The 23,527-nt window shown below is 30.1% G+C and carries 24 protein-coding genes and 1 pseudogene; 11 read left to right on the top strand and 14 right to left on the bottom strand.

Going from position 1 to position 23,527, the window contains the following annotated elements:
- The 6 genes and pseudogenes from AABJ49_RS13285 to recF form a co-directional block, all read right to left on the bottom strand.
- Positions 1 to 229 (bottom strand): annotated as a pseudogene (locus tag AABJ49_RS13285) (lipoyl synthase); the annotation flags it as partial.
- A 90-nt stretch (positions 230 to 319) separates the two neighbouring features.
- On the bottom strand, positions 320 to 865 hold the full coding sequence (locus AABJ49_RS13280; protein WP_338378775.1) for a sigma-70 family RNA polymerase sigma factor: 546 nt from the start codon (positions 863 to 865) through the stop codon (positions 320 to 322).
- A gap of 5 nt (positions 866 to 870) precedes the next feature.
- Positions 871 to 1,977: a glycosyltransferase gene (locus AABJ49_RS13275; RefSeq protein ID WP_338378774.1), complete on the bottom strand. Its 1,107-nt coding sequence runs from the start codon at positions 1,975 to 1,977 to the stop codon at positions 871 to 873.
- A gap of 18 nt (positions 1,978 to 1,995) precedes the next feature.
- Positions 1,996 to 2,199, bottom strand: coding sequence for a membrane or secreted protein (locus AABJ49_RS13270; RefSeq protein WP_338378773.1), 204 nt, complete (start codon positions 2,197 to 2,199; stop codon positions 1,996 to 1,998).
- A gap of 75 nt (positions 2,200 to 2,274) precedes the next feature.
- Positions 2,275 to 3,282 carry a UDP-N-acetylmuramate dehydrogenase gene (gene murB / locus AABJ49_RS13265; protein WP_338378772.1) on the bottom strand — a complete coding sequence of 336 codons (1,008 nt, stop codon included), beginning with the start codon at positions 3,280 to 3,282 and terminating at the stop codon, positions 2,275 to 2,277.
- Positions 3,283 to 3,364: 82 nt separating this feature from the next.
- Positions 3,365 to 4,444 carry a DNA replication and repair protein RecF gene (gene recF, locus AABJ49_RS13260; protein ID WP_338378771.1) on the bottom strand — a complete coding sequence of 360 codons (1,080 nt, stop codon included), beginning with the start codon at positions 4,442 to 4,444 and terminating at the stop codon, positions 3,365 to 3,367.
- A gap of 158 nt (positions 4,445 to 4,602) precedes the next feature.
- Between recF and AABJ49_RS13255 the strand changes: the two genes are divergently transcribed.
- From AABJ49_RS13255 to AABJ49_RS13225, 7 genes are all read left to right on the top strand, one after another.
- A complete protein-coding gene (locus AABJ49_RS13255) occupies positions 4,603 to 5,385 on the top strand; it encodes a tetratricopeptide repeat protein (RefSeq protein WP_338378770.1) in 783 nt (260 codons plus the stop codon).
- 2 nt (positions 5,386 to 5,387) lie between these two features.
- Positions 5,388 to 5,867 (top strand): 6,7-dimethyl-8-ribityllumazine synthase, encoded by a 480-nt coding sequence (gene ribH / locus AABJ49_RS13250; RefSeq protein WP_338378769.1) that lies wholly within the window; start codon positions 5,388 to 5,390, stop codon positions 5,865 to 5,867.
- Between the two features lie 102 nt (positions 5,868 to 5,969).
- On the top strand, positions 5,970 to 6,245 hold the full coding sequence (locus AABJ49_RS13245) for a hypothetical protein (protein WP_338378768.1): 276 nt from the start codon (positions 5,970 to 5,972) through the stop codon (positions 6,243 to 6,245).
- Positions 6,245 to 8,080 (top strand): DNA mismatch repair endonuclease MutL, encoded by a 1,836-nt coding sequence (mutL, locus tag AABJ49_RS13240; protein ID WP_338378767.1) that lies wholly within the window; start codon positions 6,245 to 6,247, stop codon positions 8,078 to 8,080. The genes AABJ49_RS13245 and mutL overlap by 1 nt, the downstream gene beginning before the upstream one ends.
- Complete coding sequence (locus tag AABJ49_RS13235; protein WP_338378766.1) at positions 8,077 to 8,826, top strand: rhomboid family intramembrane serine protease; 750 nt, start codon at positions 8,077 to 8,079, stop codon at positions 8,824 to 8,826. The genes mutL and AABJ49_RS13235 overlap by 4 nt, the downstream gene beginning before the upstream one ends.
- A gap of 45 nt (positions 8,827 to 8,871) precedes the next feature.
- Positions 8,872 to 9,714: a rhomboid family intramembrane serine protease gene (locus AABJ49_RS13230; protein WP_338378765.1), complete on the top strand. Its 843-nt coding sequence runs from the start codon at positions 8,872 to 8,874 to the stop codon at positions 9,712 to 9,714.
- Positions 9,715 to 9,720: 6 nt separating this feature from the next.
- Entirely contained in the window at positions 9,721 to 10,761 is a 1,041-nt protein-coding gene (locus AABJ49_RS13225; protein ID WP_338378764.1) for an endonuclease/exonuclease/phosphatase family protein, read from the top strand.
- A 2-nt stretch (positions 10,762 to 10,763) separates the two neighbouring features.
- Here AABJ49_RS13225 and AABJ49_RS13220 read toward each other — a convergent pair whose 3' ends face one another.
- The 8 genes from AABJ49_RS13220 to AABJ49_RS13185 form a co-directional block, all read right to left on the bottom strand.
- Complete coding sequence (locus tag AABJ49_RS13220) at positions 10,764 to 11,375, bottom strand: WbqC family protein (protein WP_338378763.1); 612 nt, start codon at positions 11,373 to 11,375, stop codon at positions 10,764 to 10,766.
- A 94-nt stretch (positions 11,376 to 11,469) separates the two neighbouring features.
- Positions 11,470 to 13,167 carry a signal peptidase I gene (gene lepB, locus AABJ49_RS13215; RefSeq protein WP_338378762.1) on the bottom strand — a complete coding sequence of 566 codons (1,698 nt, stop codon included), beginning with the start codon at positions 13,165 to 13,167 and terminating at the stop codon, positions 11,470 to 11,472.
- A gap of 46 nt (positions 13,168 to 13,213) precedes the next feature.
- On the bottom strand, positions 13,214 to 13,564 hold the full coding sequence (locus AABJ49_RS13210; protein ID WP_338378761.1) for a four helix bundle protein: 351 nt from the start codon (positions 13,562 to 13,564) through the stop codon (positions 13,214 to 13,216).
- Between the two features lie 38 nt (positions 13,565 to 13,602).
- The gene (dapB, locus tag AABJ49_RS13205) at positions 13,603 to 14,301 is read right to left on the bottom strand and encodes a 4-hydroxy-tetrahydrodipicolinate reductase (protein WP_338378760.1); all 699 of its coding nucleotides are present in this window, start codon (positions 14,299 to 14,301) and stop codon (positions 13,603 to 13,605) included.
- A 56-nt stretch (positions 14,302 to 14,357) separates the two neighbouring features.
- The gene (locus AABJ49_RS13200; RefSeq protein ID WP_338378759.1) at positions 14,358 to 14,921 is read right to left on the bottom strand and encodes a DUF5683 domain-containing protein; all 564 of its coding nucleotides are present in this window, start codon (positions 14,919 to 14,921) and stop codon (positions 14,358 to 14,360) included.
- Complete coding sequence (locus tag AABJ49_RS13195) at positions 14,921 to 15,817, bottom strand: ParB/RepB/Spo0J family partition protein (RefSeq protein WP_338378758.1); 897 nt, start codon at positions 15,815 to 15,817, stop codon at positions 14,921 to 14,923. Before AABJ49_RS13195 ends, AABJ49_RS13200 begins: the two co-directional genes overlap by 1 nt.
- Positions 15,818 to 15,820: 3 nt before the next feature.
- Positions 15,821 to 16,588: an AAA family ATPase gene (locus AABJ49_RS13190; protein WP_338378757.1), complete on the bottom strand. Its 768-nt coding sequence runs from the start codon at positions 16,586 to 16,588 to the stop codon at positions 15,821 to 15,823.
- 353 nt (positions 16,589 to 16,941) lie between these two features.
- Complete coding sequence (locus tag AABJ49_RS13185) at positions 16,942 to 19,329, bottom strand: T9SS type B sorting domain-containing protein (protein WP_338378756.1); 2,388 nt, start codon at positions 19,327 to 19,329, stop codon at positions 16,942 to 16,944.
- 385 nt (positions 19,330 to 19,714) lie between these two features.
- On the opposite strand from AABJ49_RS13185, the gene AABJ49_RS13180 reads away from it, so the two are divergent.
- The 4 genes from AABJ49_RS13180 to AABJ49_RS13165 are packed head-to-tail and all read left to right on the top strand — an operon-like array spanning position 19,715 to position 23,419.
- Positions 19,715 to 20,464, top strand: a complete 750-nt coding sequence (locus AABJ49_RS13180; protein ID WP_338378755.1) for a hypothetical protein — start codon at positions 19,715 to 19,717, stop codon at positions 20,462 to 20,464.
- A complete protein-coding gene (locus AABJ49_RS13175) occupies positions 20,427 to 20,876 on the top strand; it encodes a helix-turn-helix transcriptional regulator (RefSeq protein WP_338378754.1) in 450 nt (149 codons plus the stop codon). The genes AABJ49_RS13180 and AABJ49_RS13175 overlap by 38 nt, the downstream gene beginning before the upstream one ends.
- Positions 20,869 to 22,848: a DUF2075 domain-containing protein gene (locus AABJ49_RS13170; protein WP_338378753.1), complete on the top strand. Its 1,980-nt coding sequence runs from the start codon at positions 20,869 to 20,871 to the stop codon at positions 22,846 to 22,848. The genes AABJ49_RS13175 and AABJ49_RS13170 overlap by 8 nt, the downstream gene beginning before the upstream one ends.
- Positions 22,849 to 22,858: 10 nt before the next feature.
- Positions 22,859 to 23,419 (top strand): hypothetical protein, encoded by a 561-nt coding sequence (locus AABJ49_RS13165; protein ID WP_338378752.1) that lies wholly within the window; start codon positions 22,859 to 22,861, stop codon positions 23,417 to 23,419.
- Positions 23,420 to 23,527 lie beyond the last annotated feature (108 nt).

Raw genomic sequence — 23,527 nt, 5'->3', positions numbered from 1 at the left:
AACCACAAGAACGCGTACAAATATTTCCTAAAATCATAAATGTTGCAGTTCCTTCACCCCAACATTCACCCATGTTAGGACAACTTCCAGATGCACAAATTGTATTTAGTTTGTATTTATCAACCAAACCACGAAGTTCGGTGTATTTTTTTCCTGTAGGAAGTTTTACACGAAGCCATTTTGGTTTTGGTTCTCTTGGTGGAAGTACATTTTCTATAGCGTTGTTCATCAATATAAAATTTGAAAAGCAAAGATACTATAATGAATTTAGAATTTAGAATTAGAAGTCAGAAATTTTCATTTTTGGAATTTAATAAAACTACTTCTTCTTAATAATCTCAGCCAACAATTTCTTACCTCTTAAAAGTTTAATTTTGATGTTGTTCAATGGTTCTTCTAATTGGTCAGCCATATCTTGGTAACTCATTTCTTGAAAATAACGCATTTGAATTACTTCCTGATAAGCAGGTTTTAATTCTTTAATACAAAGTAGTAGTTGAGCTAAATTTTGTTCCGTAATTAAATCATCTTCTGCAGTTGGAGAATCATCCATAATAGAGTTTGCATAATTTGAATCATCATTGTTATCAACAAAAAGAGAAGATTTCTTTTTGCGAAGCATATCTATATGAACATTTTTGGCAATAGCAATTAACCAAGTATTAAATCCGTATTCGGGATTATAAGTTCCAATTTTATCAAAAGCTTTGGCAAAAGTTTCTATTACAATATCTTCTGTGTCAGTTTCGTCTTCTGTGCGTTTTATCATAAAACCATAAACTTCATTCCAATAGAAATCTAATAAAAAAGTAAAAGCTACTTGGTCACCCATTTGTGCTTTTTCTATGTTAGTTTGTATGATAATTGATGTTACTTCCAATGCACAGGTTTAGAGAAAATATTAGTAATGAATATATTGATATGTGTAAATATAAGAACTAATTCGATAATTGGAAACCAATACATTACATCTTTTTCTTTTAATTTTCCAGCTCCATAACCTAATGAAATCCAGGTGAATATATATCTAAACACTACAATTCCTAAAACAATCATCCATTGAAATTGAAAAGCTAAAAGTATGATAGCTAAAACAAAGAATAAAACTTGTGATAGAAAATATAATCCCAATTGGAATTTATCAAAAGTTTTGTATAATTTGGCAGTTGTTACGTGTCTTCTTTTTTGGTTAAACCAATCTTTAAAACTTGTTCTTGGTGTTGAGTAGGTAAAGCTTTCAGGTGAATATATTACAGTAGTGTTTTCTTTATTAGCAGCTTGGTTAACAAATAAATCATCATCTCCAGAACGAACTCTCATATGATCCATAAATCCACGATTATCAAAGAAAACCGATTTTTTATAAGCTAAGTTTCGACCAACACCCATATAAGGTTTGCCGATATCTGCCCAAGAAAAATATTGAACAGCTGTTAGCATGGTCTCGTATCGGATAATTTTATTTAAAAATGAATTCTTAATTTTATCATAAGCACCATAACCTAAAACGATAGTTTTTTTCATGGTAAATTGTGCCGTAATTTGTTGTAACCAATCTTTTGAATTTGGATAACAGTCTGCATCAATAAAAACTAAATAATCTTTAGTGGCTGCTTTTATTCCTAATGTTAAAGCAAATTTTTTGTTTCCCCAAAAAGCTTCGTTGTTTTCAACTTTAACCAACTTTACATTTGAGTATTGCTTTTCAAATTCCTCAAAAATATCCAAAGTATCATCACTAGAAGCATCATCAATTAAGACAATTTCATAATCTGAATAATTTTGATTGATTAAAAGAGGAAAAAATTTCTTTACGTTTTCAGCTTCGTTTTTTGCACAAACAATTACTGAAACAGGAACTTTTTTTGGCGTAATATCTTGTTTTTTTGCAAATGTAAATTGACCAAAAATTCCGATATAATAAATAAATTGAATGACAACTATTGCTATAAATGAATAAAGCAAAACGAATAAAATCATTTCCATTTAGATAAATTAGTTATGAGTTGTCTCTGTACAATCTTTCATTTGTTCTGGAGTTTTTCCACAAAAACCACAACTTTCTCCATCTTTATTTAAAAACGGACTTTGGCTAGCACAAGTTCCAGAAAATTTACCATCTTTTTTAGCCCATATTTTAATCGCAATTCCAGCAAAAGCAAGAGCTAATAAACCTACGGTAAGTAAAATAAGTTTCATCTTTAATGTGTAATTTTTATTTGGTACAAAGATACGGAGAAATTTAGAATTTAGAATTTAGAATTCAGAATTTTTCTAAATGATATTTACTTCAGCTTCAATATGAATTCCGAATTTCTCAAAAATAGTTTGTTGAATGTCTTTTGAAACGGCTAAAATTTCTTGTCCAGTTGCGTTGCCATAATTCACTAAAACCAAAGCTTGATTTTTATGAATTCCAGCATCACCAAAACGTTTTCCTTTGAAACCAGCTTGTTCTATTAACCAACCAGCAGGAACTTTGACTTCAGTTTCAGAAACTACATAATGAGGCATTTCTGGGTGATTATTTTTAATTTTATCGTAATCAGCTTTTAAAATAATAGGATTTTTGAAGAAACTTCCGCTATTTCCAAGCTCTTTTGGGTTTGGTAATTTACTTTGACGAATCGCAATTACTGCATTACTGACTTGTTTTAAAGTAGGATTTGTGATGTTATCTTTTTCCAATTCGGTATCAATTGCCCCATAAGATGTATTGATTTTATGGTTTTTCTTGGTTAATTTGAAAGTAACATCAGTAATGATGTATTGATTTTTCAATTCATTTTTGAAAATACTTTCTCTATAACCAAAATTACAAGTTGTTTTGTCAAATGATTTTAATTTTTGAGTAGCTATTTCCATAGCTGTACAATTATCGAAAGTATCTTTAATTTCAACACCATAGGCACCAATATTTTGAATTGGAGTAGTGCCAACGTTTCCAGGAATTAGTGATAAATTTTCAATTCCACCGAAGTTATGTTCAATGCAGTACAATACAAATTCATGCCAATTTTCTCCAGCTTGAGCTTTTATCCAAACATGATTTTCATCTTCTTTTACGATTTCAATACCTTTAAAATTGATATGAACGACCAATTTTTCAATATTTTGAGTCAACAACATATTGCTTCCACCACCAAGTACAAAAATATCTTGATTTGATTTAAGAACAGAAGCTAATTCAGTAGTGTTTGTTACTGCAACAAACTCTTTAGCTAAAGCTGAAATACCAAATGTATTGTACTCTTTTAATTGAAAATTTGACTGAAAATTCATAGGTAAAAATTAAAGTGTAAATGTAATCTTTTAATGGTAATAGGCAAAAGGTTAGAGGTGATTGGTTTCTCTTTCTAATAACCTATAATCTAAATACTTTATATGATTGATGTGTTGATTGGATAATTGATTCTGTTCTTTCTTCGTGAGTATCAGTAATAAAAATTTGTCCGAAAACATCATTATTGACCATAGAAACTATTTTTTGAACACGAGTTTCATCTAATTTATCAAAAATATCATCGAATAATAGAATTGGTAAAACACCACTTTTCTCTTTGATGAATTCAAATTGAGCCAATTTTAAAGCAATTAAAAACGATTTTTGTTGGCCTTGTGAACCGAATTTTTTGATTGGAAAACCATCAATTTCAAAAGATAAATCATCTTTATGAATTCCTACAGAGGTATATTGTAAGGCTTTGTCTTTTGCCAAATTATTTTTCAATAAATTTTCTAATGAATTTTCAAACAACTGACTATCGTATCTTAACTGAACTTTTTCGGCAGAATTTGTAATTGTTTGATGGTGTTTTTGGAAAATTGGAATGAAATTTTCTAAAAATTGCTGTCTTTTTGTGAAAATTTTCAAACCAATTTCAGCAATAGGTTCATCGTAGATTGCTAAATTATCTTTGTCAAAAATTTGATTAAGAGCAAAGTATTTTAGTAAAGCATTTCGTTGAGAAACTAATTTTTGATAATGAATCAATTCGTTTAAATAAGAATTATCTAAGATAGAAATTACACTATCAATAAATTTTCTACGCGTTTCGCTTCCTTCAGTAATTAAGTCTGAATCTGATGGAGAGATTATAACTAAAGGAATAAAACCAATATGTTCTGAAAGTTTTTCGTAGACTTTTCCATTGCGTTTTATGGTTTTTTTTTGTCCTTTCTTTAAACTACAAACAACCTTTTCTTCTTTTTTCTCTTTTTCAAAAACTCCATCAATTACAAAAAAATCTTCACCGTGTTTTATGTTTTGACTGGCTAAAGGATTAAAATAACTTTTACCATAAGCCAAGTGATAAATTGCATCAAGTACATTGGTTTTGCCAACACCGTTTTTACCCACAAAACTGTTGATTTTAGTATCAAAATCAAACTGTAAGTCGTTTATATTCTTGTAATTGAGTAAAGAAATGGATTTTAAAAACACTAGTAAAATTTGGGGTTTTAAAGTTGAAAATTTTATAAAGCACAAATTTAAGGGTAATTAATGGAATAATAATAGAGAGAATGTTTTTAATTTTCTTAAATTTTTTATGGCTTATTCAATAAAAGTTATATTTTTGCACCTCATTAAATTAAAAGTAGATGGCAACGTATAACAAAAGAGGATATAAAGCACCTAAACCAAAAGATATTGCAGATGATGCAAGTAATGAAATAGATGAAACTTATGATGGTGAAAGCACCACAGCAGAAGTTTTTGAAACCTTAGACGTTCAAGCTAATAAAGCAGAAGACTGGGTTGTTAAAAATCAAAAATGGATAATGGGTGTTGTTGTAGCAATTGTAGTTTTATTAGTAGCTTATTTTGCTTATATGAGATTTGTTGTTGAACCAAACGAAGAAAAAGCGGTTAACGAAATGTTTCAAGCACAACAATATTTTAAACAAGCGGTTGATGCACAAGCAGCTCCAGATTCTTTATTCACTTTAGCTTTAAAAGGTGGTGAAGGAAAATTAGGTTTTGAAGGAATTATCTCAGAATATTCTGGAACTAAATCAGCTAATTTAGCTCAATACTATGCTGGAATGTCTTATTTGAATTTAAAAGATTACAAAAAAGCAGTGGAGCATTTAGAGAAATTTTCTTCTGATGACGAAATGTTAAAACCAATTGCCTTAGGAGCTATTGGTGATTCATTTTCTGAATTGAAAAAAGTTGATGATGCCCTTTCATATTATTTAAAAGCTGCTGAAGCTTCTGATAATGATTTTACATCTCCAAGATATTTAATGAAGCATGGTTTGCTAGCTATGATGAATGGAAAAAATGAAGCGGCTTTAAAATCATTTCAAACAATTAAAGAAAAATATAGTACTTCTACAGAAGCTACAAATATTGACGGATACATTGCAAGAGTTGAATAAACATGGCAACAGAAAATAAAAATTTATCTAATTACGATAAAAACACAATCCCAAACGTGAAAGATTTTCGGTTTGGGATTGTTGTTTCAGAATGGAATGATGATGTAACTGAAGGACTTTTTAAAGGTGCTTTTGATACATTATTAGATTGTGGTGCTTTGTCAGAAAACATTGTAAGATGGAATGTTCCTGGAAGTTTTGAATTGATTTTTGGTGCTAAGAAAATGCACGAACAAGGAGAAGTTGATGTAGTTATTGTAATTGGTTCACTGATTAAGGGAGAAACCATGCATTTTGAATATGTTTGTGAAGGTGTTACCCAAGGCATAAAAGATTTAAACTTAATGTATGATGTTCCTACAATTTTTTGTCTTTTAACAGATAACAACAAACAACAATCGCTTGATAGAAGTGGTGGAAAACACGGAAATAAAGGAGTTGAAGCTGCAATAGCTGCCATCAAAATGGTAACTTTGGGTTAAATTCACTTAAAAAATAGTTAACCTACTCATTTGAGTAGGTTTTTTTATGGCTTTTAGCTAATAATTCTGTAAATTTGATTATTATTTAAATAACAAAATGCTATGTTTATTAAATCATTGTTAAGACTTCATTCTTATAGAAAGTTTGACTATCAACCTCGCTATTATGATGAACAAAAAGAACAAAGAGAACAAAGACTGGAGAATAGACGACTATTAAGAGATACGGAAAAACGTATTAATTTTAGATCGGGTTGGCATGCTGAAAGTAAAATGCACTCTTCAAGATCTAGTAGTTTTAGAATAGCTATTATTGCAGGAGTTTTAATTTTAGTTTGTTATTTCATCTTACGTTCGCTAAATATCGATTTATATTAATGTCAGCAAAAATAAAATTATTACCTGATCACGTTGCCAATCAAATTGCAGCTGGAGAAGTGGTACAACGTCCTGCTTCAGTAGTTAAAGAATTGATTGAAAATGCAGTAGATGCAAAAGCTACTGAAATTAAACTTATTATAAAAGAAGCTGGCAAAACTCTAATTCAAGTTATTGATAACGGTTCTGGTATGAATGTTATTGATGCTAGAATGTGTTTTGATCGTCATGCAACTTCCAAAATAAAAAATGCAGAAGACTTATTTGATTTGCACACCAAAGGATTTCGTGGAGAAGCTTTAGCCTCAATTGCTGCTATTGCTCATGTGGAATTAAAAACCAAATTAGAAGTTGAAGAATTAGGAACTCATATCATCATTGAAGGTAGTAAATTTACTTCTCAAGATGTTGTTGTTTCTCCTAAAGGAACTTCTTTTTCAGTTAAAAATCTTTTTTATAATATTCCAGCTCGTCGTAATTTCTTAAAATCAGATACCGTTGAATTTAGACATATTGTAGATGAATTTCAACGTGTTGCATTGGCACATCCAAACATACATTTCATCATGTATCACAATGGTGAAGAATATGCCAACTTACCTATTTCAAATTACAGACAACGAATTGTAAATCTTTTTGCTGGGAAAACCAATGAAAAATTAGTTCCAGTAACAGAGAATACTGATATAGTTTCTATTCACGGATTTGTATCAAAACCTGAATTTGCTAAGAAAAATAAAGGAGAACAATTTTTATTTGTTAATGATAGATATATTAAAAGTGGGTATTTGCACCATGCAATTATGAGTGCTTATGAAGGTTTATTAAGAGATGGAACACAACCTTCCTATTTTTTATTTTTTGATGTACCTAAACATACTATAGATATTAATATTCATCCCACAAAAACAGAAATTAAGTTTGATGATGAGCAATCTATTTATGCTATTTTAAGAGCTAGTATAAAACATAGTTTAGGACAATTTAATGTGTCACCTGTTTTAGATTTTGAACGCGATTCTAATTTAGATACTCCTTATGATTATTCAAAAAAAGAAGCAGATATTCCTGTAGTTGAATTTGATGCTACATTTAATCCTTTTAAACAATCAGAAGATAAGCCAGTACGACAAGTTTATCAGAAGAAAGAAACAGCCAACTGGGAAAGTTTATATGTTGGATTAACAGATGAATTTCAATCAAAAAATAATCATTATGAAGCAGATGAAGTAGCCACTTCTTTGTTTGATGATGTAGAAATTGAATCTGTAGTTCAAAAAAACTATCAATTACAGAAAAAATATATAGTCAGTCCTATAAAATCAGGTTTGTTAATCATTGATCAACGAAAAGCTCATCAACGAATTTTATACGAACAGTTTTTAACGAACATGACGATTTTGAAAGGAAATAGCCAACAACTATTGTTTCCTTTATCTATCATAATGTCTTCACAAGAACTTGAATTATTGCAAGAGTTGAAAGTTCAATTAGAACATACAGGATTTGTTTTTGATAAATTTACTAAAGAAACTGTCATTTTTTCTGCAATTCCAGCAAATGTTCAAGAAAGTAAAGTACCAAGTTTATTAGACGATTTAGTATCAGATTTACAGCAAGATTTTCCTCAGAATAGCTTTTCGCAAAATGACAGTATAGCTAAATCTATGGCCAATAGTTTGGCTATAAAAACAGGAACATATTTAACTCAATTGGAGATTGACAATATGGTAAATGCACTATTTGCCTGCAAAGATCCCAATATTTCACCTTTTCATAAACCCACTTTCATCACTTTAACGGTTGATGATTTAGATAAACGATTTTCTTTATGATGAACATCACAGAAACAGTCAAACAGCTGTTGATTATTAATATATTATTTTTCATTGGAAGTCAATTAGTACCAGCTTCTTATGAAATTTTAGCGTTACATTATTTTGAAAATGAAAAATTCAAAATTTGGCAACCACTGACACATATGTTTATGCATGGAGGAATAATGCATATAGCTTTCAATATGTTTGCTTTATATTCTTTTGGAAGTGCTTTAGAGCATCGTTGGGGAGCTAAAAAATTTATATTTTTCTATATTTCTTGTGGTTTAGGTTCAGCACTTTTACATTCTGGTTTTAATTATTATCAATTTCATGAAGGATTGAGTACTTTGACAGCAAATGGAGTTGATAAAACACAAATTATGACTGTATTAAACCAAGGAAAGTTTGATACTTCTTGGCAAGAAATTTTAGATGGAAGTACATTTAATAACATGATTCAAGCTTTCATAGGAACAGCTGTTGGAGCTTCTGGAGCAATATATGGATTATTAGTTGCGTTTGCTTTTTTATACCCAAATGCAGAGTTAGCTCTAATGTTTATTCCAGTGCCAATTAAAGCCAAATATTTTGTACCAGGAATTTTAGTAATTGATTTAATTTTAGGTTTAAAAGGAAATTCTATTTTTGGAGATGGTGGAACAGGAATTGCTCATTTTGCCCATTTAGGTGGAGCTTTGTGTGGTTATTTAATGATGTGGTATTGGAAGAAAAATCAGTTTAACGACAAGCGTTGGAATTAGAATTTAGAATTAAAAAGGAGCATTTATAATTCGTAATTTTTGCACATGAATATTTTCCAAGATTTAAAAAACCAATATTCAAATAATGGTATTGTTCAAAAAGTTATTTTTTGGAACATAGGTGTTTTTGTATTGACAATTATTTTCTTTTATAATTTTAAATCAGGCAATTTTTCTTTTCCAAATTGGCTTGTTCTTTACTCTTCATTGTATGATTTAGCAACCAAACCATGGACATTAATTTCCTATATGTTTGTGCATTCAGGATTTATTCATCTACTGTTTAATATGTTGATGTTGCATTTTGTAAGCCGATTTTTTCTTACCTTTTTCACGGAAAAACAATTTTTAGTTGTTTATTTATTAGGAGGTGTTTTTGGAGGATTAATTTTTGTATTGATTTATTATTTTTTAGGAATTAGAACTCCAGTTGTTGGAGCAAGTGGTTCAGTAATGACTTTATTGGTTGCCGCAACAGCTTATTCACCTTATTATATTTTGCAAATTCCATTAATTGGAAGGATAAAATTATGGCATATAACAGCTTTGATTCTTACCATAGACATTTTACAATTGTTACTAGTTAATACTGGTGGACATATTGTGCATCTTTCAGGAGCGTTTTTCGGTTTCTTATATGTATTTTTGTTGAAAAGAGGGACAGATTTAGCAAAACCATTTGCTAAAATTTCTTTTAAAAGACCAGTTAAGAAGAAAACTCCTTTTTCAAAAGTTCATGTTAATAAAGCTTCATCAAATCTTTCAAAAGTTGCAAAAACAGATGTTGAGCAAAAAAGAGTTGATGATATTTTGGATAAAATTAGTAAGTCAGGCTATGATAGTTTGTCAAAAGAAGAAAAAGAATTTCTTTTTAAATTGGGAAAATAAACAAAAATGAAAAACCAAACTTGGTTAAGTAAAATTATGCGTTTTTTAAATATTGTACTCTTTGTAGTTACAATACTTGCGTATGTTTTACCTTTTTTGGCTCCAAAGTTATTTCCTTTTTTGAGTGTACTTTCTTTGCTTTTGCCTTTACTTTTGATACTTAATTTCTTGTTTTTTGTGTATTGGTTGTTACAGTTAAAAAAATATATGTTCATTTCTGGGATTGTCTTATTGTTAGGAATAACCTTCATTAATAAATTATATAAATTTTCGGAAACCAATCTGTCAAAATCGGAAAATGACTTCACAATAATGAGTTATAATGTGCGATTATTCAATTTGTATGAATGGTTACCTAAAAAAAATGTGCCTCAAGAAATTAGTAAATTTGTTTCAAAAGAAAATCCAGACATACTTTGTATACAAGAATTTTCACCAGTAGATTCTATAAATTTTAAGCAATTTAAATTCAACTATATTAATGTTGAAGGAAAGAAAAACAAATATGGTCAAGCTATTTTTTCCAAATTTAAAATAATAGACAAAGGAGAAATTTCTTTTCCAAATTCATCTAATAAAGTTATTTACGCAGATATTTTACGTCAAAAAGATACCGTTAGAGTGTATAGTATGCATATGCAATCCGTAAAAATAAGTACAGATATCAATGATAATATAGATGAAGAGAAATCAAAATTTATTTTTAAACGCATCAGTTCTGCTTTTAGAGAGCAACAAATACAAGCAGAATTAATTAAGAAAAACGTAGATGATTGTAAATTACCGAAAATTATTTGTGGTGATATGAACAACAGTGCATTTTCATACGTATATCGTTTGATAAAAGGAGATTTAAAAGATGCTTTTGAAGAAGCCGGTTCAGGCTTTGGAAAATCGTATAACTTCAAATATTATCCTGCAAGAATTGATTATTTGTTAGTAGAGAAAGATTTTGAAGTAAAGCAATATCAATCATTTGATACTTTTTTCAACAGTGATCATTTTCCGCTTTCTACAAGGTTAGAATTAAAGAAAACAAAGAAATAAGTTTATAAACTTTGTTGTTTTAAATAGTCAACAGCACGTCTTCCTTCGTTGAATAATAAATCTAGAATACTTAAATTATTGATAAAATTATGTTTGTCATCAAAAACTTGCGTGTAAGGTTCAATTGTAGTAGTATCTTTTTTTCCGTTAGCTAAATAACGATAATCATTTGTATTTTCAATTGTGTGAAAATATTCTTCCGTTTTTGAAAATGGTAAATCAATACCTAAACATTCATTCACAATATCAAATATTTGGAAATTTAAATCCATTAAAAATTTGTGCTTATTTTGGAAAACGGGTAAAATATCATCTTCAAAATATTCAAAAAATGGAGAAGTTCGATAGGAAGCTTCTAAAGATTTGAAATGATTTTTTTGCCAATCAAAAGCATCTTCAATAATAATATCTTTATATTTTTGATGCTTTTCTTTGGAATGTTTAACAGGAATATTCAACATTTGAAGTCCATTTGCACTATAAATGTACATTCTATTTCTGTTGGTTTGCTTTTGAAAATTGTCATCCACTTCAAATACTAATTCATCAGCTTGAACCATTGCAATATAATGACTGATAGAAGGGAAGTAAGTTGGATGAAGTATGGTTTTCATTTTTTATGTTTAATTCGTAGAAAGCTTACTACTTTTTTCACCATAGATTCACAGATTTAAAAAAACTTATCTGTGAATCTGTGGCTATTTTTTGTTACACTTCTTTGTTTTTCTTTTTACTTCTAAAATAATCAAATGCAAAATAAGCCGCTAACAAGAATAAGAAATATTTAAAATACGATTGCGGTTGACCTTCACCACTTACTGTAGTAAATAACCTTTCCCAACGAATTTTATTCATGATTCCTTTTGCATTTGAATCCCAACTCATCCAAATAAAGATTGGTTTTCCAACAACGTGATCCTCTGGTGTGAAACCAAAATATCTTGCATCTAATGAATTTTGCCTATTATCACCCATCATCCAATAGTAATCTTGTTTAAATGTATATGAAGTAGCAATTTGACCGTTAATTCTTATTTCATTACCATTTACTTTTAATTCATTTTTTTCATATTCATTAATTATTCTTTTGTAAAAAGGAAGGGTTTCTCTATTTAACTCGACACTTGCACCTTTCTTTGGGATGTAAATTGGACCAAAGTTATCAATTGTCCAATTTTTATTATAAGGGAATATACTTTTGTCAATATCCTTTTTATAATTTATTATTCTGATTGCAGAATCAACTTCTTTGTTTTTTACAAGTAATTCAGCATTAGCTATAGTAAGATTTACTTCTTTTTCTGTATTATTTACTTCTTGTATAGATATGTTATTAGAATTAATAACTGAAACTGGAATTCCACCAGCTCCAGTTGTCAATAAATAAGAGTTGTCTTCTCTTTGTTCAACATTTCTTAAATAGGGTCTTAGTGCATTAATCTGATTTTGATTATTGAATGCTACAATATAATTTCTTGTAAATTCAGTCGAATTGTATTTCATCATTGTTTCTGAAGAAACACCATTCTTTGAATACACTTTATGAAAATATTGTGGCTTTGCTCTTTCTGGAAGGATTAGTTGTTTTCCATTTATAAAAACAAATCCATTTCTAATTTCTAGTGAATCACCAGCTATACCAACGCATCTTTTTACATAGTTTGTTTTTTTGTCAATTGGTTTGTCATAACGTTTATCAGCTGCTTTATACATATTATATAAAGTATCTGTAGGCCAGTTAAAAACAACAATATCATTATTTTTTATTTTTTCGTAACCAGGTAATCTAAAATAAGGTAATTGTGGCCAAGAAGAATATGATTTTGTGTTTAAAACAGGAATTGTATCATGAACCATTGGTGCAGCAACTGTAGTCATAGGAGTTCGTGCTCCATAATTGTATTTGCTAACGAAAAGAAAATCACCAACCAGCAACGATTTTTCTAAGGAAGAAGTTGGAATAGTAAATGGTTGAATGAAATAAGTGTGAACAAAAGTTGCTACAACAACTGCAAATAAAATAGAACTTATGGTGTCAGCTATTTTATTTGTAGGAACTAAACTTCTGTCAGCAATGTATGTTGGGTTTTGAGTGTAATTTATGTAGTAAATGTAGAATCCTAAAGTAATCAGTACTAAAAGAGTATCTTTAGTAGTATTATAACCAAAACTTCTAATCGTTTCAACCCATACAACGGGAATCATTATTAGATTGATAATAGGAATAAATAGTAAAAAAGTATACCATTTAGGTCTATTAATAATTTGCATTAAAACTATTGCATTATAAACTGGAATAAAGGCTTCCCAAGCTTGTCTTCCTGCTTTTATGTATAATTTCCATGTTCCTAATCCATGAATTACTTGAACTATTAGTAGGAAGAATAACCATTGTAATGCTGTCATTTTTTTATTTTTTAAGAGTAAAGAAAATAGAGAATAGAAAATAGACTTAATTCAGTCCGTTTTGAAATGACATTGTCATTCTCTGAAATTCTTCAATTTTGGTTTCTAATTTATTATATGTTTCTACGTTAATGTATTCTCTATGTTTTGCAACAATTAATTGTGTGATTAACTCAAAAGATGAACCAAGAGAATAATCAATAAATGTACTAAAAGCTTTGTTAGTTCTTGAAGAACCTTCTGCAATATCACTTGGAATAGAAACAGAACACCTGCTTATTTGAGAGCTTAAATCATATCTTTCATGCTTTGGAAAATCAATTAAAATATCAGAAATATAATTAGTGATTTCAATTCCAAGTTGCCATATTTTCAAATTTTTATAATTATGACGCATAAAATCTATTTTCTATTCTCTTTGTTCTATTTTCTTTTCTAAATTCCCAACACATCTTTCATTGTGAAAACACCTTTTTTACCAACTAACCATTCAGCAGCAATTACTGAACCTAGTGCAAAACCTTCTCTGCTATGTGCTGTATGTTTAATTTCTATTTGATCTACTTCTGAATCATAAAAAACACTGTGTGTTCCGGGTACGTTTTCGATTCTTTTGGCTTCTATGTGTATTTCGTTATTTTTTGGTTCTTCTAAAGTCCAATTGGTGAACTCTGAATTTTCTATCACTCCTTTTGCTAATGAAATAGCTGTTCCACTTGGTGCGTCTAACTTTTGTGTGTGATGAATTTCTTCCATTGAAACCTTGTATTGTTTCAAGTTGTGCATCATTTTAGCTAAATATTCGTTCAATTCAAAAAAGATATTAACGCCTAAACTAAAATTGGAACCATAAATAAAACTGCCATCTTTGTTCTTACAAAGTTCAACCATTTTATTATAATCGTCTAACCAACCTGTTGTTCCACAAATTATGGGAACATTATTATTTAGGCATTCAGAAATATGAGCCACCGCTGAATTTGGAACACTAAAATCAATAGCAACATCTGCATTTTCTAAACCTTCAAACGTATCGTTGCTAGATTTTTTTAAAACTATTTTGTGACCTCTTTCTAATGCTATTTTTTCAATAACTTTTCCCATTTTTCCGTAGCCTAAAAGTGCGATTTTCATGAAGTATAAGTGTATGATTTTTTTTATTTGTTACAGTATAAAATCGTTAATTTAAGTTAAAAATTGTAGTTTAAGCTCAAACCAAGATTTTGTCTACTATTCAATTGATTCTGATATAAATCGGGTTTAATAGATAAGTTGTCATTTACATTGAACTGAATTAAATGTGCATCTACATTAGCATCAACAATGTTTAAAATATAGATTCCAACAGTAATTAGCATAGATAAATCTCTGTTTCTTTGGTGGAATTTTTGAGCACTAATTAAACGGTCATTATCTAAATTTCCATAAATAGGATGATTTGGGTCAGATGTTCCGTCCAATCTTCTTTTATATTCATCTCTATATTTATGGTATTCTGTTTGGTTGAAATTATAGGAATAGATTGAAATTCCTAAACCTGCATACACGATAGGAATTTTCCAATATTTTTTATTATAAGCTTGTCCTAGTCCTGGTAAAATAGCCGAATAAAAAGCTGCTTTTGAAGGAGCTAAAGGATTTATTGTGGTTGTTACTACCGTATCTTTATATTTAATAATTTCAGGTTTCTGTGCAAAAAGAGTAGTGCTACAAAAAAGAGAAAGGATTAAATATATGAAAACAGTTTGCTTCACTATTCTTTTATAAGTTTCAAAATACGTTCAAAATCTTCTTCTGAATGAAAAGGGATTGTAATTTTTCCTTTACCATTTCCAGCCGATTTAATGTCAACTTTTGCGCCAAAATAATGGGCAAAAACTTTCTTTTGTTCTTCGTCAATCTGAAATGAATCAGTTTTAGTTTTTTTAGCTTTTGGCAAAAGGCTTTCTTGGTATTTCTTTACTAAAGCTTCAGTATCTCGAACTGATAAATTTTCAGTAACGATTTTATGATAAATATCTCCTTGTACATCACCATCTTCCACATTAATTAAGGCTCTACCGTGACCCATTGAAATAAAACCATCACGAATTCCGGTTTGAATGATTGGATCTAATTTTAATAAACGAAGGTAATTGGCAATAGTTGAACGTTTTTTTCCAACACGCTCGCTCATTTGTTCTTGCGTAAGGTTGATTTCATCAATTAAACGTTGGTAAGATAAAGCAATTTCAATTGGATCTAAATCATGACGTTGAATGTTTTCCACCAAAGCCATTTCAAGCGATTCTTGATCATTAGCAATACGAATGTAAGCTGGAACTGTTTCAAGTCCTACAATTTTTGAAGCTCTTAAACGTCTTTCTCCAGAAATTAACTGGTATTTATTAAAGTCAAGTTTTCGAACAGTTATAGGTTGGATTACTCCTAATTCTCTAATTGAAGTTGCTAATTCGTTTAGAGTTTCTTCATTGAAGTTCGTTCTAGGTTGAAAAGGATTTATTTCAATAGCATTAATATCTAATTCAACAATATTTCCTACAACTTTATCTGCGTTTTTATCTTCTACCGATTTGATATCATTGGTAGGATCTTTTAAAAGAGCTGATAATCCTCTTCCTAATGCTTGCTTTTTTACAGCCTTTGTCATGCTTTATGCTTTATTTTTTCTTATAATTTCTTCTGCCAAATGTAAATAATTTGAAGCACCTTTACTGGTTGCATCATAATTAATAATACTTTCTCCAAAACTTGGAGCTTCACTTAGCTTGATGTTTCTTTGAATAATAGTATTGAAAACCATATCAGAGAAATGTTTCTGCACTTCTTCAACCACTTGATTTGATAGACGCAAACGACTATCATACATGGTTAATAATAAACCTTCAATATCTAATTCTGGATTGTGTATTTTTTGAACACTTTTAATTGTTGTTAACAATTTACCTAAACCTTCTAAGGCAAAATACTCACATTGAATAGGAATAATTACACTGTCAGCAGCTGTTAAGGCATTCAGCGTTAGCAATCCTAAAGAAGGAGCACAATCAATTAAAATATAATCGTATTGATCTTTTACACTTTCTAAAGCTTTTTTAAGCATGTACTCGCGATTTTCTTTATCTACCAATTCAATTTCAATGGCAACCAAGTCAATATGAGCTGGAATTACCCAAACATTTGGTGCAGAACAAGAAATTGTAGCTTCATCTGGTGTATTGCTATGTTCTAAAATTTGATAGGAACCAATTTCAACAGATTCTACATCGATACCTAATCCACTACTAGCATTTGCTTGTGGATCAGCATCAATTAAAAGTACTTTTTTTTCTAAAGCTCCTAAAGAAGCTGCTAAATTTACTGTAGTTGTTGTTTTACCAACACCACCTTTTTGATTTGCAATTGCAATGATTTTACCCATTTGATATATTAAAATTAGGAACGGTAAAAATACAATTAATTATGGTTTTTTCAAGGCTAATTTGTTAACAATAGAATAAAGTTATTAGTGTAAAAGTTAAATTATTCTAAGAAAGTAATTTTAAATATGCTCTAAAAGTAAAAACACGATGGTGAATCGTGTTTTGTTTCATTTAATCTCTTTTGGGATTGTTCTTTTTATCTCTTTTTTCTGCTTTTTTTTCTTTAGCTGTTTTTAGTGGTTCCTTCTTTTCTGTTTTTTTTGCGTCTTGACTCTTTGCCATAATGTGAGGTTTTGAGTAAATGTAGTGAATTTAATTTTACAATTTCATAAATTCATTCATTTTGCTATTATTATCTAGATAAACTGAAATGAGCTCTAAATGTTTTAGGGATGTTGTTTTCTTCAAAATCAATGGTAAACCAATAGTCATCAGCTGGCAATGTATAGCCATTGTATGTTCCATCCCAACCAGTATTTGTTGGTAATTGTTTTATTAGTTTTCCGTATCTGTCAAAAATTCTTACCGATGGATTTTGCAAACTATTTAGACCAGTAATAATCCAATAATCGTTAATTCCATCACCGTTTGGTGTAAAAAAATGAGGATAATTGATAATCACTAAATCTTTGGAAAGTGAAGGAGAACAGCCATTTTGATCCATTACAGTTATTGTATGAGTACCCGAAGAAACATTTGTAAAAACATTATTGGTTTGGAAATTTCCATTGTCTAATTGGTACAAATAATTTCCATTATCAAAGGCTAAAACAGTTATTGTCTGGTTTTCTGTAAAAGCTCCAGTTGTAGTATATTCAATGCTAGTTAGTGTAGGTTCAAAAATAGTTACATTTATGGTTTGTGGTACAGCACATTGATTAGAGTTTGGTGTAAAAGTATAGCTGGCTGAGGCTGTATTGTTAATTGAAGAAGGATTCCATGAACCGCTAATTCCGTTTGGAGAAATATTATTTAGGGTTGGTGGATTTGTTCCTGAACAAAAAGCAATAGTGTCATTGAAATCAGGCATGATTCCGCTTGTGATTGTTATATTAAGTGTAAATGAAGCATAATTAATGCATGTACTTGATTGTGGAATGAATGTGTAAGTAGTAGTTCCTAAAACAGAAGTATCAATGATTGCTGGACTCCAAGTTCCGTTAATTGGAGTACTGTTTGAAGAAACTGTTGGTAATGATTGTGCTGTTGCATTTAAACAATAAGTGGTTTGAATGGCTGGAAAAGTAGGAGTAATGTTTGTTTGAGAATTTACTGTAATAACTACAGTTTCTGACATTCCTTCACAACCATTTTTTACAGGTGTGATTACGTAAGTTACTGTTCCAAAAGTTGTACCAGAATAAGTTAATGTTTGAGCAATTATAGCTCCAGTTCCACTTGAAAAACCTGTGACATTAGTTGAAGTTGCTGTCCAATTTATAGTGTAAGTAGAATCAGAAGGTGTAATGTTTATGGTTGTAGTTTCTCCAGAACAAATAGTTGTTGGACCATTATATGCTAAAGTGGCCATTGGTAGAAGTGATACAGCTACTCGCGTTGCGCTTTTACATCCTACTGAAATATTATAGGCTTCTGCATAATAAGTTCCTACAATATTTGTGCTGTAAGTTGTGCTGCTGGCTTGAATTAGGTTTCCACCTGTTGGAGCATCATACCAATTAACGTTTTCATTTCCATTTACTGTAACTGAAAGTGTTGTGTTTTGATTGGCACATTGGGTTTGGTCTCCATTTGAGACTGGTGTATTTGGTAAGGGTGTGACATTTACAGGAAAAACATCAGAAAGTGTGGAACAAAAATTGTTATTAATATTGGCAATGTCATTAGCAACTTTTACTCTATAATAAGTTGTTGTGGTTACATTTGGAATTAAATAAGTGTTTGTGTTTTGTCCAGTAATGTCAGTAAAAGTTATGTTATCGTTACTTTCTTGCCATTGGTAAATATTTGTACCAGTTCCGGTAGTTGATACTTGTAATATGTTGTTAGTAAGGGTTTCATTTTGACAAATTGTAATTGAATTTGATGGATTTCCAACATTGGTTATCGAACTAAATTCCCCGCAAGCACGAAACATAATATCGTCGATGGCTAAATCATTTCCGTTTCCACCGACTCCATTATTTCTCATTTTTAGGATTAATGAAGTTTGACCTGCTGGCATAGTGAAAACCAACCCAAATTGATTCCAAACTGGAGTAAAAGTATTGGCAATATCTCCTGTGCTTCCCGATTTAAGTAAGATTGTGTCAGTGGCATCCCAAATTTCAAAAGTTACATTTATAGGTAAACCTCCAGGATTTGCATTAAGTATATTTAAAACCCAAGCCGAAAACTCAAAAGTAGTGTTGCTACATAAACCTGTTACGGTTCTGTTGTAAAATTCTCCTGGCACATTACTTGCATTGACAATTAAGCATTTTCCATCGGTTCCATCAGGTTGGTTATCAGGTGTGTGATCTAAGGAATACAACCAGTTTTGTGAATTTGGGATGAGATTAGTTCTATGATACAAAGTATATTGTCCATCTTGAGGAAAACCTGAATTAACATAAGTATAATTAGTTATTCCAGCTGGTAAAGGTGGACCATACGTTAATCCACTTCCAAAGTTTTCAAAAAATATAGGAGCACCACTACTTCCATTGCAGAAACCTAGTTGACTAAAAGCGGCTGTATAATTTAGTAAAAGAAACAATAAAATGTAGTTCTTATTCATTATTGTTAAAATTTATAGGATAAAAAAACCATTTTATAAATATAAAGCGTAAAATTTTATAATTATGCTAAATTGAATTTATACAAACTATACAAATAGAAAAAATGAAAACACTTGTAGATAGCCTATTTAGGCTGTTTTTACTGTGATTTACAAAGGATAAATTATGAATTTGTATAGGTGATGTATAGTTTTATATAATGTTTATTATTTTTTTTTGACCAGTTTAATGTTGATTTATCCTATGTTAACCTATTGTATTATTATCTTCTGATAATTATGCTTTATTAATTATTTATATTGTAACTATACTATATCTATACTATAACTATACTATAAATAGTATTTTTTAATATATTTGGCTTATAATTAATAGGATTTTGATATGGCAAAAGTTAAAGGATTGTTGCAGTTTTATGGCACTATTGATGGTGTAAATTTATACCGTTTAGAAGGAGAAAATGTGGCTCGAAAAGCTAAATCTATTTCTAAGAAAAAATACAAAACGGCTCCTAATTATGCTTCTTTTAGAGATGCTGGTAAGGAGATGGGAAGTGCTGCTAAAATGAGTAGTGCTTTTAGACAGCCTTTGAAAATTTATACTAATGGTATTGCTGAAAACCGTATGTATAGTAGGGTGAATGCCTTAATGCGAAAATTAATTTTATTGGATGGTATTTCTTTACGGGGTGAGCGAACGGCAACCAATGGTATTGCAACTGCTGAAGGGAAGGAATTGATTAAGAATTTTCAATTTAATGTGCATAAAAGTTTAGTACAAACTTTGCAATGTGGTTATATTTTAGATGTTGTCACAGGAACTTTTCAGGTACTCGATTTTAGTCCGAAAAAAGATTTAAAAAGCCCTGTTGGTGCGACACATGTTGGGATGCAATTGTTGTGTTATGATTTTGATTTTACAACAAAAGCACATGCTTTACAAGAAAGTGATGCTTTGGTAGTGCCTATTGATACCCCAACACAAGAAGTAACTTTAGGAATTACTACTCTCCATACACCACAAGGCAGCCGCTTTTTTATGTTGCGCATTCTTTTTTACCAAGAGGTTAATGGTGTGAATTATGCACTGAAAGGGGATGATTGTGGCGTGGTTAGCGTTTTGGGAGTGGTGTAGATTTTTTATTTTAAGAAAATGGTGTCTAAATGATATTCTAGGAATTGCTTCAACCGAAAGTCAAAAAGAAAGCAAAGAAGAAACCCAAGAAAAAAGGGGCGAAGTGATGAAAAAACCAGCTTTAGGGCTGGTTTTGTTTTTAAATAATCTTTTTGTAGACAATACTCCGTTGTTTAGTAGTCTTCATTTTTTAAACTTTGAAGCTATGAATATTAAACAAAAATTTGGACTCAAAGTAAAAGAATTGCGAAAAATAAAAAATTTGTCGCAAGAAAAATTAGCAAATTTAGCTGAAATTGACAGAACATATTTACCAACAATAGAAAAAGGAGAACGAAATGTTTCTATTGAAGTAGTTGAAAGATTAGCCAAAGCTCTTGATGTAAAAATTAAAGATTTATTCGATGAATAGGTCGTACTACTCAAATTCTATTGAAGAATTTATCAAGGAAGATGTTAATTCAATTTACGGAAAAATTTCAGGAAATTATGATTTGAATAAATTGACTATTCAACAGTCAAATGCATGGAAAAAGCAAATTGAAATTTTAAAACAATCTATTTATTCATTTAGTGGAAAGATTTATTTTGAGTTTACAATACCAAGAATGGGAAAAAGAGTTGATAATATTTTAATTATTGACAATTGTGTTTTTGTTTTAGAATTTAAAATTGGTTCTGATATTTATGATAAATCAGCCAAAGTACAAGCTTTTGATTATGGATTAGACTTGAATAATTTTCATGAGGGAAGTCATGACAAAAATTTAATACCAATCTTAATTGCTGATAAAGCTCCTTCAGTTGTAAATACATATTCAAAAAGTTTTGATTGCTTGTATCAGACTATTTGCGCAAATTCTTTTAATCTTAAAGATATAATTAATAATACTCTACAAAATTTGAAATCTTTTGAGAAGATAGATATAAAGTTTTGGGAAGAATCTATTTATAAGCCTACTCCAACAATTATTGAAGCAGCAACAGCTCTATATAAAAAACATAATGTTTTAGAAATTTCGAGAAGTGATTCTGGTGCAGAAAATTTATCTGTAACTTCAAATTGTATTTCAGAAATAATTGATTTTTCAAAAAAGAATAATAAAAAATCGATTTGTTTCATTACTGGTGTTCCAGGAGCAGGAAAAACATTAGCAGGTTTAAATATAGCGAATATTCGTTCAAATTATATTGAAGAAGAGCATGCAGTTTTCCTTTCAGGAAATGGACCTTTGGTTGATGTTTTAAGAGAAGCTTTAACAAGAGATAAAGTAAAGTCTGCTTTTGAAAATGGAGAGAAACTATCAAAAGAAAATGCAAAATCTCAAGTTAAATCATTCATACAAAATATCCATCATTTTAGAGATGCATCTTTAAGAGATGACAAAGCACCAATTGAAAAAGTAACAATATTCGATGAGGCACAAAGGGCTTGGACAAAGGAACAAGCATCGAGTTTTATGAAAAGAAATAAAGGAAATTCTGAATTTAATAAATCTGAACCTGAATTCTTAATTGAAGTTATGGACAGACATAAAGATTGGTGTACAATAGTCTGTTTAATAGGAGGAGGACAAGAAATTAATACAGGAGAAGCAGGTTTAGAAGAATGGATTAGACCTTTTGATCATAAATTTAAAGATTGGGATATTTATTATTCATCAAAAATAATAGAAGATGACAATTATATAAAGGATAATTATGCCTTAGAAATTTTAGAAAATAAAAAAGCTGAAAGAAAAGATGAACTTCATTTGTCAGTTTCCTTGCGTTCATTTAGAAGCGCTCAATTATCAAGTTTTATTCAAGAGATTATAAATAATGATATTGTAAAAGCAAATAGTATTTATAAGGAGTTTATTGTAAAAGATTATCCTATTAGAATAACTCGTGATTTGGAAAAAGCAAAAAAATGGCTAAATATTCAAGCAAAAGGAACAGAAAGAATAGGAATTATTGCATCGTCAGGAGCTATTCGATTAAGGCCTTTTGGATTAAATGTAAAAGCTAAAATTGATGCACCAATATGGTTTTTAAATGAAAAAGAAGATATTCGTTCATCCTACTTCTTGGAAGAGGTTGCAACAGAATTCGATATTCAAGGATTAGAATTGGATTGGACTTGTGTTGCTTGGGATGGTGATTTATTCTATAACAATAATCAATGGAATTATAAAAAGTTTACAGGAACAACATGGAAAAATTGCAGTAATATCGAAAGAATAAAATATTTAATTAATTCTTATAGAGTTTTATTAACAAGAGCAAGACAGGGCATGATTATTTATATTCCGAAAGGGAATAATGAAGATTTGACTAGACCAAATTTTATGTATGATGGTACATTTGAATTTTTTAAATCTATTGGTATAGAGCAAATATAAAATTCATTCAATGAAAATAACCATCCTAACCCCAATGTCCATAGAGCGAGAAAAAGTCTTGTCGGCTTTGTCGCGTATTCCTAATCCTAAACATGTGTATGAAGTTGTGGTTTCGGGCATTGGTCGTGAGGCTACGGCTAAAGCTTTTATGCATTTGCCTGCACATGATGTTTGTGTGTTGATGGGTTTTGCGGCTGTTGTGGGTAAAGAATCACAATTACCAGCTCATTTGGGTTTGGGTAAGCCTATCGAAATTACGAATGCTTCTCTATATGGCTACGAAGGTGGTTTGTTTGAGAATGGGAAACCTATTCATGTTGAGCCTCAATTGCAATTGCCTTGTTTGTCGTCTTTGACTTCGGATAAGTTTGTTAGAACGACTGATTTAGCAGAAGCTACGGGTGTGAATATGGAAGATTATACGTTTATGTACTTAAAGAAGCCTCAAGATTTTATAGGGCGTATTGTTTCGGATTTTTTGCCTCATGACAAGGAGATTGATTTTTTTGAAGAGGTGAAAGGGATTGATTTTTTTGAGGGGGTTTTGGCTGTTGATGGGTTGGGGTTGTAGCACAGAGTTTCACAAAGTTTTGCACGGAGTATCGCGGAGATTTTTTGCTCGCGAAGTCGCGAAGTCGCGAAGGGTATTGGTAGCACTATGTTTCTCTAAGTACTACAC

It is taken from the genome of uncultured Flavobacterium sp. (assembly GCF_963922255.1).
GTDB lineage: Bacteria > Bacteroidota > Bacteroidia > Flavobacteriales > Flavobacteriaceae > Flavobacterium.
This window is presented reverse-complemented; position numbering and strand designations above follow the sequence as displayed.

Excerpts from the sequence above, each read along its gene's own strand:
- AABJ49_RS13270 (WP_338378773.1), bottom strand. The coding sequence starts at position 2,199 with ATGAAACTTATTTTACTTACCGTAGGTTTATTAGCTCTTGCTTTTGCT.
- murB (WP_338378772.1), bottom strand. The coding sequence starts at position 3,282 with ATGAATTTTCAGTCAAATTTTCAATTAAAAGAGTACAATACATTTGGT.
- AABJ49_RS13255 (WP_338378770.1), top strand. The coding sequence starts at position 4,603 with ATGGCAACGTATAACAAAAGAGGATATAAAGCACCTAAACCAAAAGAT.
- ribH (WP_338378769.1), top strand. The coding sequence starts at position 5,388 with ATGGCAACAGAAAATAAAAATTTATCTAATTACGATAAAAACACAATC.
- AABJ49_RS13245 (WP_338378768.1), top strand. The coding sequence starts at position 5,970 with ATGTTTATTAAATCATTGTTAAGACTTCATTCTTATAGAAAGTTTGAC.
- mutL (WP_338378767.1), top strand. The coding sequence starts at position 6,245 with ATGTCAGCAAAAATAAAATTATTACCTGATCACGTTGCCAATCAAATT.
- AABJ49_RS13235 (WP_338378766.1), top strand. The coding sequence starts at position 8,077 with ATGATGAACATCACAGAAACAGTCAAACAGCTGTTGATTATTAATATA.
- AABJ49_RS13230 (WP_338378765.1), top strand. The coding sequence starts at position 8,872 with ATGAATATTTTCCAAGATTTAAAAAACCAATATTCAAATAATGGTATT.
- AABJ49_RS13225 (WP_338378764.1), top strand. The coding sequence starts at position 9,721 with ATGAAAAACCAAACTTGGTTAAGTAAAATTATGCGTTTTTTAAATATT.
- AABJ49_RS13220 (WP_338378763.1), bottom strand. The coding sequence starts at position 11,375 with ATGAAAACCATACTTCATCCAACTTACTTCCCTTCTATCAGTCATTAT.
- lepB (WP_338378762.1), bottom strand. The coding sequence starts at position 13,167 with ATGACAGCATTACAATGGTTATTCTTCCTACTAATAGTTCAAGTAATT.
- AABJ49_RS13210 (WP_338378761.1), bottom strand. The coding sequence starts at position 13,564 with ATGCGTCATAATTATAAAAATTTGAAAATATGGCAACTTGGAATTGAA.
- dapB (WP_338378760.1), bottom strand. The coding sequence starts at position 14,301 with ATGAAAATCGCACTTTTAGGCTACGGAAAAATGGGAAAAGTTATTGAA.
- AABJ49_RS13195 (WP_338378758.1), bottom strand. The coding sequence starts at position 15,817 with ATGACAAAGGCTGTAAAAAAGCAAGCATTAGGAAGAGGATTATCAGCT.
- AABJ49_RS13190 (WP_338378757.1), bottom strand. The coding sequence starts at position 16,588 with ATGGGTAAAATCATTGCAATTGCAAATCAAAAAGGTGGTGTTGGTAAA.
- AABJ49_RS13185 (WP_338378756.1), bottom strand. The coding sequence starts at position 19,329 with ATGAATAAGAACTACATTTTATTGTTTCTTTTACTAAATTATACAGCC.
- AABJ49_RS13180 (WP_338378755.1), top strand. The coding sequence starts at position 19,715 with ATGGCAAAAGTTAAAGGATTGTTGCAGTTTTATGGCACTATTGATGGT.
- AABJ49_RS13175 (WP_338378754.1), top strand. The coding sequence starts at position 20,427 with ATGATTGTGGCGTGGTTAGCGTTTTGGGAGTGGTGTAGATTTTTTATT.
- AABJ49_RS13170 (WP_338378753.1), top strand. The coding sequence starts at position 20,869 with ATGAATAGGTCGTACTACTCAAATTCTATTGAAGAATTTATCAAGGAA.
- AABJ49_RS13165 (WP_338378752.1), top strand. The coding sequence starts at position 22,859 with ATGAAAATAACCATCCTAACCCCAATGTCCATAGAGCGAGAAAAAGTC.